Source organism: Tahibacter amnicola (assembly GCF_025398735.1).
Lineage (GTDB): Bacteria > Pseudomonadota > Gammaproteobacteria > Xanthomonadales > Rhodanobacteraceae > Tahibacter > Tahibacter amnicola.
This window is the reverse complement of record NZ_CP104694.1, coordinates 5626501-5638413: the sequence shown is the minus strand read 5'-3', so window position 1 is coordinate 5638413 and position 11913 is coordinate 5626501. Positions and strand designations below refer to the sequence as shown.

Here is an 11913-nt window from a genome sequence, read left to right as displayed (position 1 = left end):
GTCATGACGGCGGATTCCGTCCGGCGCCAGGGCGCCGGACGTGGGGTGCTCCTGTTTCGCGCCGCGCTGGCGGCCGCGACCCTGCTCCTGGCCGCCTGCGCGCCGATGCGCACCCGCGAGGACGCCGCCACGCTACGCATCCAGCAGCAACGCGAAGCGGCGCTGGCCCAGGCGCAGCGCTGGCAATTGAGCGGTCGGCTGGCCGTGTCCAACGGCGAGGACGGCGGCAACGGCGACTTGGAATGGCGCCAGGACGGCGAGCGTTTCGACCTGACCCTGCGCGCACCGGTGACCGGAAAGAACTGGCGCCTGCACGGCGATGCCAGCCGGGCCACGCTGGAAGGTGCGCGCGACCAGGTGCTGACCGACCGCAGCGCCGCGGCGCTGCTGGACCGGGAAATGGGCTGGCATGTGCCGGTGCAGGAACTGGAGTACTGGGTGCGCGCGCTGCGTGCTCCCGGTAGTCGCGCGCAGCTGGTCTTCAATGAACACCAGTTGCCGGCCACGCTGACCCAGTCGGGCTGGACGATCGAGTACAAGGACTACTTTGGCGAGCAGGCCGTGCCACTGCCGCGCAAGGTCTTTGCGACCCGGGGCAAGTACCGGGTGCGCCTGTTCATCGAGGAATGGCAGGCTCCATGAGCGCGTGGACCCGCTGGCCCGCGCCCGCCAAGCTGAACCTCTTCCTGCAGATCACCGGACGCCGCCCCGACGGCTATCACTGCCTGCAGACGGTGTTCCAGCTGCTCGACTGGGGCGACCTGATCGAAATCCGTTCCCGTGACGATGGCCAGATCGTCCGGCATGGCGGGCTGCCCGGCGTGGCGCCCGAGGACGACCTGGTCATCCGGGCCGCCCATGCCCTGCGCCGGGTCGCCGGCAGTGACCGGGGCGCGGATATCGCGGTGACCAAGCGAATTCCCGCCGGTGGCGGACTGGGGGGCGGCAGCTCGGATGCGGCCAGTACCCTGGTGGCTCTCAATGCTCTTTGGCGCTGCGGGCTGGACGAGCCCGCGCTGGCGGCGTTGGGCCTGCGCCTGGGCGCCGATGTCCCGGTGTTTGTGCGCGGGCGGACGGCCTGGGCCGAGGGCGTGGGCGAACAGCTGAGCCCCCTGGATCTGCCCGAACGCTGGTTTGTCATCGTCGACCCGCAAACTTCCGTGCCGACTGGCCCGCTTTTTCAAGCGCCGGAATTGACACGGGATGCTCCGGCCACGACAATTCCGCGCTTCCTTGCGGGGACGCAGACCTCGAACGCATTCGAGCCCGTCGTCAGGGCCCGCTACCCCCGGGTGGCGCAGGCGCTGGATTGGCTCGGCGGTTTCGGTCGGTCGCGGTTGTCGGGTTCCGGTGGTTGCGTCTTCCTGGACGTGGCCGACGAATCCGACGCACGGGCTATCGCGAAAGCGTGTCCGCAGGAGTTGACGGCCCACGTGGCGCGCGGTGTGAACCGATCGCCGCTGAAGGCCGCACTGGAAGAGTTTGCTGCTGGGGCGTCGCCAAGCTGGTAAGGCACGGGATTTTGATTCCCGCATCCGTAGGTTCGAGTCCTACCGCCCCAGCCATTGAATCATCCCAAGCGTCGGGCGATGGCCCGATGAATGGCCGCTGGTGGAGATTCACATGAATAACGCAGGTTTGATGCTGTTCACCGGCAACGCGCACCGGCGTCTGGCGGAGAACGTATCGCATCGGCTCGGCGTACCGCTTGGCAAGGCGCTTTGCGGTCGATTCTCCGACGGCGAAGTCCAGGTCGAGATCGAAGAGAACGTCCGTCGCCAGGACGTGTTCGTGGTGCAGCCCACCTCGGCACCGACGGCTGACAACTTCATGGAGCTGCTGGTGCTGGTTGACGCGCTCAAGCGCGCTTCCGCCGCCTCGGTGACCGCCGTGATTCCGTATTTCGGCTATGCCCGCCAGGATCGTCGCCCGCGCTCGGCGCGCGTACCGATCACGGCGAAGGTGGCCGCCGACATGATCGGCGCCGTTGGCACCGACCGCGTGTTGACGGTCGACATCCATGCCGACCAGATCCAGGGCTTCTTCGATATCCCGGTCGACAATGTCTATGCCTCGCCGGTGCTGCTGGCCGACATCTGGCGCAACCAGGGGACGGACAACCTGATCGTGGTCAGTCCGGACGTCGGTGGCGTGGTGCGCGCCCGCGCCATCGCCAAGCGCCTGGATGACGCGGACCTCGCGATCATCGACAAGCGCCGCCCGCGCCCGAATGAATCGACGGTGATGAACATCATCGGCGACGTGAAAGACAAGACCTGCGTGCTCGTCGACGACATCGTCGATACCGCCGGCACCCTGTGCGCAGCCGCCAACGCGCTGAAGAAGCAGGGCGCGCGCAAGGTCGTGGCCTACTGCACCCATCCGGTGCTGTCCGGCTCGGCCCTGACCAACATCATGAATTCACAGCTGGATGAACTGGTCGTCACCGACACCATCCCGCTGCGTCCGGAAGCCCAGGCCTGCAGCCGTATCCGGCAGCTGTCGGTGGCCGAGCTCCTGGCCGAGACCATCCGTCGCGTCGCCTTCGGCGAGTCGGTGAGCTCGCTGTACGTCGACTGACAACGCGTCATCCGGCCGGCACCGGCGTACCGGTGCCGGCCACATTCCCTCGTCTGGTCGCGGTCGAGGGGTCTGCCGCCGAAGGGCGGCTCATCAACCGAGGTAGTAGTCATGGCAACGATTCACGAAATCCCGGCACAGCTCCGCAAGGACCAGGGCAAAGGTGCGAGCCGCCGCCTGCGTCACGCGGACGTCGTCCCGGCCATCCTGTACGGTGGCAAAGAAGCGCCGCAGAGCATCCAGTTCGCGCACAAGGACGTCTTCATGGCGTCGCAGAACGAGTGGTTCTACTCGGCCATTCTCGATCTGAAGATCGATGGCACGAACCAGAAGGTTCTGCTGCGTGACATGCAGCGTCATCCGTACAAGCAGCGCCTGCTGCACCTGGACTTCCAGCGCGTCGACGAGAACACCGCCCTGCGCGCCCGCGTGCCGCTGCACTTCCTGAACCAGGAAAAGTCGCCGGCCGGCAAGACCGCTGGCGTGCTGATCACGCACGAGCTCAACGAAGTCACCGTGTCCTGCCTGCCGAAGGATCTGCCGGAGTTCATCGAGCTCGACCTGGCCGACATCAAGGTTGGCGACATCATCCACTTGTCCGATCTGAAGCTGCCGGCTGGCGTTGAGCTGCCGGAACTGCGTCTGGGCAAGGAACACGACGTCGCCGTCGTCCTGGCCAAGGTCGGCAAGGAAGAAGTCGAAGCCGCTCCGGTCGAAGCCGCCCCGGCTCCGGCCGCGCCGGCCAAGGGTGCGAAGGCTGCGGCTCCGGCCAAGGCGGCTGCCCCGGCTCCGGCCAAGAAGAAGTAAGCACTCGCGACGCGACTGCAGCTTCCGATGGCGGGCTTGCGCCTACTGGTCGGTCTCGGCAATCCCGGGACCGACTATCTCAGAACCCGGCACAATGCCGGGTTCTGGTTTATTGACGCCCTGGCGATGGCGCACGGCGCGCGTTTCGGCGTGGAAAGCAAGCTGCACGCGGAAACCGCCAAGATCACGCTGGCCGGCCAGTCGCTGCTCCTGCTCAAACCGACGACGTTCATGAACAAGAGCGGCATCGCGGTCACGAGTGCGCTGCGCTACTTCAAGATCGAGCCGGATGAATGCCTCGTCGCACACGACGAACTCGATCTCGCGCCGGGTGTGGCGCGCTTGAAGTTCGACGGCGGGCACGGTGGCCAGAATGGCCTGCGCGACATCATTGCGCACCTGGGGCACGGCAAGTTTCACCGCTTGCGCGTGGGCATCGGCCACCCCGGCCACAAGGACCGTGTCACACCATGGGTGCTCGGCCGCGCGGGTGCGCAGGACGAAGATGCCATCATGGACGCCGTGGGGCGGGCGATCGATGTGCTCCCGCTGGCAATTGCCGGCAATATCAACGAAGCCATGAAACAGCTTCATACGTCCAAACCCTAGGGCCTGCGGCTTGCCGATGTGCGCTGCGCGTCGGCAAGCCCCAGTCTCTTCTTCGCTCGGAAACCACCATGGGCATCAAATGCGGCATCGTCGGACTGCCCAATGTCGGCAAGTCCACCCTGTTCAACGCGCTGACCAAGGCGGGCATTGCCGCCGCCAACTTCCCGTTCTGCACGATTGATCCGAATGTCGGCGTCGTGCCGGTTCCGGACCCCCGCCTGCAGGACCTCGCCGACATCGTCAAACCCCAGAAGGTGATTCCGACCTCCATGGAGTTCGTCGACATTGCCGGCCTCGTCGCTGGTGCGTCCAAGGGCGAGGGCCTGGGTAACAAGTTCCTGGCGCACATCCGCGAGGTGGACGCGATTGCCCACGTCGTCCGTTGTTTCGAGCATTCGGACATCGTCCATGTCGCGGGCAAGGTCGATCCGATCTCGGACATCGAAACCATCGACACGGAACTGGCGCTGGCTGATCTGGAATCGGTCGAGAAGGCCCTCAACCGGGTCGAGCGCGCCGCGAAGGCCAATGACAAGGAAGCCCTGGCCAAGCGTCCGGTGCTGCAGAAACTCGCCGCCGTGCTCAACGAGGGCCGATCGGCGCGCTCGGCCGGCCTGGACGACGAAGAGAAGGCGCTGGTGCGCGACCTCTTCCTGCTGACGCTCAAGCCGCTGATGTACATCGCCAACGTGCTGGAGAACGGGTTCACCAATAACCCGCACCTGGACAAGGTACGGGCCCGCGCGGCGACCGAAGGTGCCGAAGTGGTGCCTGTCTGCGCGGCGATCGAAGAAGAACTGTCCCAGCTCGACGATGCGGATCGTGATGCCTTCCTCGCCGACATGGGGCTGGAAGAACCGGGCCTCAATCGCGTGATCCGCGCCGGCTACAAGCTGCTGGGCTTGCAGACGTACTTCACCGCGGGCGTCAAGGAAGTCCGCGCGTGGCAGGTGAAGATCGGCGCGACGGCGCCGCAGGCAGCCGGGGTGATCCATACGGACTTCGAACGCGGCTTCATCCGCGCCGAAACCATCGCCTACGACGACTTCATCAAATACAAGGGCGAATCCGGTGCGCGCGACGCGGGCCGCCTGCGTCTGGAAGGCAAGGAATACATCGTGAAGGAAGGCGACGTCCTGCACTTCCGCTTCAACGTCTGATCCCGGCGATTCCAGTTGCCTGAACGACGGTGGCCGCCCTGTGCGGCCACCGTCGTTTCCGGCGATCGCTAGGCGGGCACCGCTTCGGCGCGCTGGACCTCCTGCGCCACCGCCAGCAGGTGCCGGTTCACGCCGCTGAGCAGCGCCTTGAACGAGGCCGTCAGGATGTTCCCGGCAATGCCGACGCCGAACAAGGTCGGACCACCGTCCACGCGCAGCTCGACATAGCAGGCCGCCTTCGCGTCCGCACCGCTGCCGATCGCATGCTCGTGGTAGTCCATCACGCGGATATTGAGGCCCAGGGCGTCGACGAACGCATCGATCGGGCCGTTGCCGAGGCCGTGGCGGGTGATGCGGCGCCCCTGGTGGTCGACGTCGATCTCCAGTCGCGTCATGCCGTCGCTCGCGCTGCTGGTCACGGCGTGTCCGTTGTAGGCGTAGGGCATACGGTGATCCAGGTATTCGCGCTCGAACAGGGTGCGGATGTGCCTGGCGTCCGCTTCTTTTCCGGTAGCGTCCGTTGCCTGCTGCACCACGCGGCTGAATTCGATCTGCAGGCGGCGGGGCAGCGAGAGGCCGCACTCGTTCTCGAGCAGGAAAGTCACGCCACCCTTGCCCGACTGGCTGTTCACACGGATCACGGCATCGTAGTTGCGTCCGAGGTCTGCCGGATCGATCGGCAGGTAGGGAACTTCCCAGATCGCGCCGGCCTTTTGCCGGGCGAAGCCCTTGCGGATCGCATCCTGGTGCGAGCCGGAAAACGCAGTGAAGACCAGATCGCCCGCGTAGGGATGGCGCGGATGGACCGGCAACTGGTTGCAGGCCTCCGCACATTGGCGCACCGCGTCGATGTCCGAGAAATCCAGACCCGGATGCACGCCCTGCGTGTAGAGGTTCAGCGCCAGCGTGACCAGGTCCACATTGCCTGTGCGCTCGCCGTTGCCAAACAGGCATCCCTCGACGCGGTCGGCGCCGGCCATGACGGCCAGCTCGGCCGAGGCGACCGCGGTGCCCCGGTCATTGTGGGGGTGCACGCTCAGGATAATCGCCTCGCGCTGCGCGAGGTGCCGGTGCATCCATTCGATCTGGTCCGCATAGACGTTGGGTGTCGTGCACTCCACCGTGCTGGGCAGGTTCAGGATCATCGGCTGTTCGCGCGTTGCTCCCCACGCTTGCACCACCGCGTCGCAGACCTCCTTCGCGTAGTCGAGCTCGGTCATGCTGAAGGCTTCCGGCGAGTACTGGAAGCGCCACTCGGTATCAGGGCGCGCATCCGCCAGCTGCCGTATCAGGCGAGTGCCGAAGAGTGCGATTTCCTTCACTTCTTCGCGTGTCTTGCCGAACACAACGCGCCGGAATACGGGAGCGACCGGGTTGTACAGATGGACGATGGCGCGGCGCGCGCCCTGGAGCGACTCCATCGTGCGGTGGATCAGGTCTTCGCGCGACTGGGTCAGTACCTCGATCGTCACATCGTCGGGAATGCGGTCTTCGTCGATCAGGCGGCGCACGAAGTCGAAATCCGTCTGCGACGCGGAAGGGAAGGCGACTTCGATTTCCTTGAAGCCGATGCGCACGAGCTGGTGGAACAATCGCAGCTTGCGCTGCACGTTCATCGGTTCGATCAGGGACTGATTGCCGTCGCGAAGGTCCGTGCTCATCCAGATCGGCGGCCTGGTGATCACCTTGTCCGGCCAGGTGCGCGTCGCCAGGGCGACGGGCGGAAAGGCGCGGTACTTTGTCCCGGGGTTCGGCGACATCATCGGGGAAACTCCCTGTTCTCTAGGTTCCGTGCCTGACCGGCGGCATTCGCAGCGGGCGGAGCCGGCCACAGCGCGTCGTGCCAGTCCGTGTGCAGGGCCGTGGCGACGGATCGCGGCGGATTCGCGGGGCAGTGGACTACCGGGTGCGCCGTCTGCGCGCGGGCGCGCGGTGCGGCGTATTCCAGAAATCCAGCCACGCCAGGCGAGATCCGGTGCGCGTCTGAATGGCGCGGCCATGCGGTTGCGGGTCGCTGCAATCCTGCGCCGCTGTCAGCAGGCTGGCTGGATCAAAATGGGTGCGATCGAATCGTGAACCGTCAAAATTCACCGGAAACGAGACGCTTCTGTCGCGGCTGCCGGAAACCTGGCCCGTGCTGCGGCGAGTGGGGAGTCATCGCCATGGCCGCGAAACAGCAAAGACGGCTTTCCGGTGACGTGTGCGTGTCCGCCAGGTAGTCACTGTGTCGTTTGGGACAATGCGGCTTCTGTCGCGTCCGGCCGTGGGGCCGGACACGACATTCCCGCATCACGCGCGCCTGCCCAGGGCAGGTCACTGCGACGGTGACTCGAAGCCCGACTGGAAAATCACGTCGCTGAAGGGCAGCAATTCCAGGGTCGCGGTGTTGTTGGCGCTGTTCGGATCCGCCGCGGGACCGCCAACGACAGCAGTGGCCGAATTCGACAGCACCCCCGTTGTTGTAGCGAGCACGTTGCCGTTGATCGCATACGTCAGCTGAGATCCCGCCGGGAGGCTCACAACCTGCGTGATATTGCCCGTTCCTCCCGACGTGCAGCTGGCGCCGCCGCTCGCGGTGCAGGTCCATGCGATGCTTCCGAAAGCGCCGGGGAAAATATCCACGACGCTCGTGTTGCCCGCGGCGGACGGGCCGGCATTGGCGACGACCACGGTATAACTGAGGCTCGCGCCCGCGGTGTAGCCCGGTGCGCTGGCGCTCATCGTCACGCTGACGTCGGCGTTCTGCGCGACGACCGGGCAATCGAGCACGGCGCGGATGACCCAGTCCCCGCTCAGGCCCAGGGCCGCGCTGTCGAACCAGATGAACGAGCCGCCGACACTGGCCAGCAACGCATTGCGCCCGGAGAGAATGCCGTCGGTGTCGCGGACGACGCTGGGGCCGGGCGCGGGTGGCGTCTCCAGAAAGCTGAAGGCGACGACGAAGTTTTCACCCTGGCTCACCGGCACGGACAGCGGAATCGTGTTGTTCTCGTCGAGATACCGGTATTCGTTCATTACGCTGTCAGTGAGAACGGGGCCGCCGATGGTTGCGGCGACACTTCCCGGAACGGGGAAGGTTCCACCCCTCAGGATCTCGATCGCGTTGCCGATGGTCGTGCCGCTGCCACCGGATGCGGACCGCCAGTACATCTGGATGGCCCGGATGTCGCCCGCGCAGGGCGCCGTCAGCCAGGACGCCGCGGCCTCGCCGGCGACGAATCCGGATACGACGACCGCATTGGTGTTGTCGGTGAGAGAATCGTTCTTGACCGTTACCTCGGTCCCTTGCGCCGAACTGTAGAGCAGAGCCATCCCTAGCGTAATCGCCTTACGCTTCATGTCTCACTCCCGGTGTTTTGCCGGCTTGGCGATGTAAAAATATACAGAAATTAGCGCGAATAGTTGAACCCGATCACGCTGCGCCGCTTTGTCCCCGGGGTTGGAGTAGGATGGCGCCACCGCGACTGACGAGCTCGACCATGCCAGGCATCCAACGTGAAACCACCTTCCGCTTTCTGGCGCAGCCAACGGATGTCAATTTCGGCGGAAAAGTGCACGGCGGCATGGTGATGAAATGGATCGACCAGGCAGGCTATGCGGCGGCCGTCGGTTGGAGCGGCCAGTATTGCGTCACCGTGGCTGTTGGCGGGATCCAGTTCGTCAAACCCATCCTGATCGGCGACATCGTCGTCGTACGCTGCAAGTTGATTCGCACGGGCGCATCAAGCATGCATTTCTCCGTCGATGTGATTGCGCGCGACCTCAAGACGGCGTCCGAACGCCTGGCCACCCATTGCGTCATCAGCTTTGTCGCCCTGGATGCGCCGGAGGGCCGGCCGACCGCTGTGCCACGCTGGGAACCGCGCACACCCGAAGACGAAGCGCTGGAAGCCTACGCGGTGCGCGTGATGGAACTGTCGCGTCAGCTGGAGGCCGAGATCCGCCGCGTACGCGAAATGACCGACGGCGACTGAAGCGCCCTACGAATCGAACCCGTCGGCGAAAATGACATCGAAGACCGGCGGGTTCGCCGGGTCGTAGAAGCACACGGCGCTCGCCGGCACGATCGTCTTGACGTTGCTGCAGCTGGCGGCGCCGTTTTCACCCTGGGTCTCGGAACAGCAGCTCCAGGCGCCGCCGTCGCTGGCCGTGGCATCCTGGATGCCGACACAGGCCGATGCGCCGGCGCTGGAGTCCACGGCGATGTACTGTGTGGCGATGGCACCGCTGCCGTGGTAGAGCACCAGGTCGACATCGAGCGTGCCAGTGCTGCCGGCGCGCGCCCAGTTGCGCCACTGGACGACGGTGCAGGCTTCGTCCTCGATGACGCCGGATGCGCGCGGACAATTGGCAAAGTAGCCTTTGCGCAACGAGGAGCCAGCACCTTCGCCGTTGAGCTCGTCGTGGTACACCGCGATGCGCGCGGAGGCCGCCGGTGCATTGTCCGGAACTGCGGGAAGATAGGCGTCATTGCTGAAGTCGCCGCCGTTCTCCGAACCGAGCGCGTCGGCAAACGCGACATAGCCGTTGCTGGAAACGACAAGGCTCTCGGCATTGTTGCCGTAGAACGGGAACGGTTCGTCCAGCGCAATGACAGCACCTCCGTCATCCAGCGCTGTCGCCGTGCCGGACGCGGCAGTGAGCGTCAGCGTCACGCCCGCCCCGCCCAGGTCAATCGGAACAGCCGGGCAGGTTGCGGGATTGCCCGAGACGAAGTGACCCGCGCCGTCGAGCTGGATCAGCCCATCGCGCGCGGACAGCGGCTGCGCGACGAAGGCGACGCCCGCGAGTATCGCGACGACAGGGAAGGGGCGTGCGGCACGCGTCATTGCACTCTCCCTGCCAGACTTCGGTATTGCCGTCGGCGTTGGTGGTGAGGAAATTTTCCGAGGAGAGGAAATTGACCACCGGTACGATGCCATCGCGGCCGATGCGGGCAAATTGAATCGATGTGCCGGTCGCCAGGTTGTTCTCCGAATCGGCCGTAGGCGGTGTATTCACGCGACGCCGGCCGACGGAGAACGTGAAGTTCAGCAGGCTGATGCGCTCGTACGAATAGTTCACGTTGCCGTCGATATCCGTATCCACGCCCACGTAAATGCTGTCGGAACTCGTCGTGCGCTGGGTCAGGGGCGTGCCGGCGCCGACTTCGTAGCGGAAGATCTCCTGCGAGAAATCGGCGTTGAAGAAGGCCGCGGTCGGCGTGAGATTGCCGTCGGACAGAAAATAGATGTTCGTACCGGTCGTGGTGCCGTCGAGCACCGGCGACATATTGAGCGTGGCACCGGCGCCGCCGTTGGTGGTCGTGTTGGTGATACGCGTGAAGTTTCCGGCTGTCGTGCCGCTGTTGCCACCGCTGTTGCCGCGGTCAAAACGGTAAATCTCGAAATTGGCGTCGGCATTCGCACCGTTATGGACGCACTTTGACTTGAAGGCGAGATAGCGACCGTTGGCGTTCTTGGTCAGTGCCGGCTCCGCCATTTCACAGGCTGTCGTGCCGAAAAGGTTGGTGCTGGTCGTCGTTCCGTTCCAGACCGCGATCTTCTTCGTCGTTCCAGCACCGGTGAAGGCACTGCACGTGGACTCGAAGGCGATGACATTGCCGTCGCCGTCGATCGTGGGATTGGTGTTGTCGCAGCCGGTCGTGTTGGTGATCGTCAGCAGCGTATTGGTGTTGCGGTCGTAGCGATAGATTTCGGTGTTGTCGGTTTCAGTGAGCTTCGCGGCAATCGCCAGATAGCGGCCACGGATCGCGCCGTCGAGCTGTGCCGACAGGGCGATCCCCTGGATCTGCCCGCCACTCTGCACCGTAAGGCCGGACAGGCGCGTGAACGCCGTGCCGTTCCAGACGTAGACCTGGTCCAGGAGGTTCGGATTGGCACCGAGGTTCTGGCTGGTGGCGAAGGCGACATTCGTCCCGGTGGCGTCGCTGGCGATCAGGCGCGCCGACGCCGCGCGGAAGATGGGCGCGCCATTCTTGATTTCGACAAAGCTGCCCGTGGTATTGGTCAACTGCACGATACTGCCGACTTCGTTACACGAGGTTTTCAGCTGCACGTTGTCGACGAACTGGGTGGAATCGAACGCACGGTCGTTGCCATCGGCCACGCTGAATCGAAGCGTCGCCGTGCCGTCGGCGATGGCCGCATCGGGCAGTTGCAGGCAGACGCGCTGAAAGACCGGCGGACCATACGTCAATGCCACCGTTGCCAGCGCGGCAGGGCTGTTGATCACCTGGTTGACGGGATTGGCGTTCTGGCAGCTGGCGTTGGGGAATGGCGAGTAGCTCGATCCGTTGTTCTTGCAGCTGGAGCGCGAAAAGATGCGCGTGCCGTCGACTTTCACGTCCATCAGGTCGTCGAACTGATCCTGCTCGTCCTGTTCGTTGGAGGCAAAGCCCCAGTCGAAGGCGATGAAGGCCGGTGAAAAGCCGACCGCGAATGTCGATTCGATATAGGAGATGTCGTAGTCGTTGTTGCCGCCGAAACCGTCGAAATCGACCGGGCCGCTAGTACGCGCGTTGGGGCCGGTCGAGATGGCCGCGACCCAGCTTCCGTCGGGAACGACCAGCGTTCCGCCGCTGATATCCGCCGTGCGCACGGCGCCGGCGCGCGTATCGCCGCCGATCGTCCAGCTGGTCATCGGGTTGCCGGCCTCGAAGCTCCCATTGGCGGGAACCTGCGCCAACGCCGGAACGCCCGCCAGAGACGTCGCGAGGACACACAGCCGGGCAAATAGCAGGTTGATTGGGTTCATG

At 65.0% G+C, this 11913-nt stretch carries 10 protein-coding genes and 1 tRNA gene; 8 read left to right on the top strand and 3 right to left on the bottom strand.

Annotated features, from left to right (window positions below):
* Nucleotides 1-3: 3 nt before the first annotated feature.
* The 7 genes from lolB (at nt 4) to ychF (ending at nt 5156) form a co-directional block, all read left to right on the top strand.
* Nucleotides 4-642, top strand: coding sequence for a lipoprotein insertase outer membrane protein LolB (lolB, locus tag N4264_RS22175; protein WP_261694386.1), 639 nt, complete (start codon nt 4-6; stop codon nt 640-642).
* A complete protein-coding gene (ispE, locus tag N4264_RS22170) occupies nt 639-1511 on the top strand; it encodes a 4-(cytidine 5'-diphospho)-2-C-methyl-D-erythritol kinase (protein WP_261694385.1) in 873 nt (290 codons plus the stop codon). The genes lolB and ispE overlap by 4 nt, the downstream gene beginning before the upstream one ends.
* A tRNA-Gln gene (locus tag N4264_RS22165) sits at nt 1490-1565 on the top strand. Before ispE ends, N4264_RS22165 begins: the two co-directional genes overlap by 22 nt.
* Before the next feature lie 58 nt (nt 1566-1623).
* Complete coding sequence (locus tag N4264_RS22160) at nt 1624-2580, top strand: ribose-phosphate diphosphokinase (protein WP_261694384.1); 957 nt, start codon at nt 1624-1626, stop codon at nt 2578-2580.
* Nucleotides 2581-2691: 111 nt separating this feature from the next.
* A complete protein-coding gene (locus N4264_RS22155) occupies nt 2692-3387 on the top strand; it encodes a 50S ribosomal protein L25/general stress protein Ctc (protein ID WP_261694383.1) in 696 nt (231 codons plus the stop codon).
* A 27-nt stretch (nt 3388-3414) separates the two neighbouring features.
* Nucleotides 3415-3996 (top strand): aminoacyl-tRNA hydrolase, encoded by a 582-nt coding sequence (gene pth / locus N4264_RS22150; protein WP_261694382.1) that lies wholly within the window; start codon nt 3415-3417, stop codon nt 3994-3996.
* Nucleotides 3997-4064: 68 nt separating this feature from the next.
* Nucleotides 4065-5156, top strand: coding sequence for a redox-regulated ATPase YchF (gene ychF / locus N4264_RS22145; protein ID WP_261694381.1), 1092 nt, complete (start codon nt 4065-4067; stop codon nt 5154-5156).
* Between the two features lie 68 nt (nt 5157-5224).
* Here ychF and leuA read toward each other — a convergent pair whose 3' ends face one another.
* Nucleotides 5225-6919 (bottom strand): 2-isopropylmalate synthase, encoded by a 1695-nt coding sequence (gene leuA / locus N4264_RS22140; protein ID WP_261694380.1) that lies wholly within the window; start codon nt 6917-6919, stop codon nt 5225-5227.
* A gap of 550 nt (nt 6920-7469) precedes the next feature.
* Nucleotides 7470-8495: a DUF11 domain-containing protein gene (locus N4264_RS22135; protein ID WP_261694379.1), complete on the bottom strand. Its 1026-nt coding sequence runs from the start codon at nt 8493-8495 to the stop codon at nt 7470-7472.
* A 140-nt stretch (nt 8496-8635) separates the two neighbouring features.
* Between N4264_RS22135 and N4264_RS22130 the strand changes: the two genes are divergently transcribed.
* Nucleotides 8636-9130, top strand: coding sequence for an acyl-CoA thioesterase (locus N4264_RS22130; protein WP_261694378.1), 495 nt, complete (start codon nt 8636-8638; stop codon nt 9128-9130).
* A 697-nt stretch (nt 9131-9827) separates the two neighbouring features.
* On the opposite strand, the gene N4264_RS22125 is transcribed toward N4264_RS22130, so the two are convergent.
* A complete protein-coding gene (locus tag N4264_RS22125) occupies nt 9828-11912 on the bottom strand; it encodes a hypothetical protein (RefSeq protein ID WP_261694377.1) in 2085 nt (694 codons plus the stop codon).
* Nucleotide 11913 lies beyond the last annotated feature (1 nt).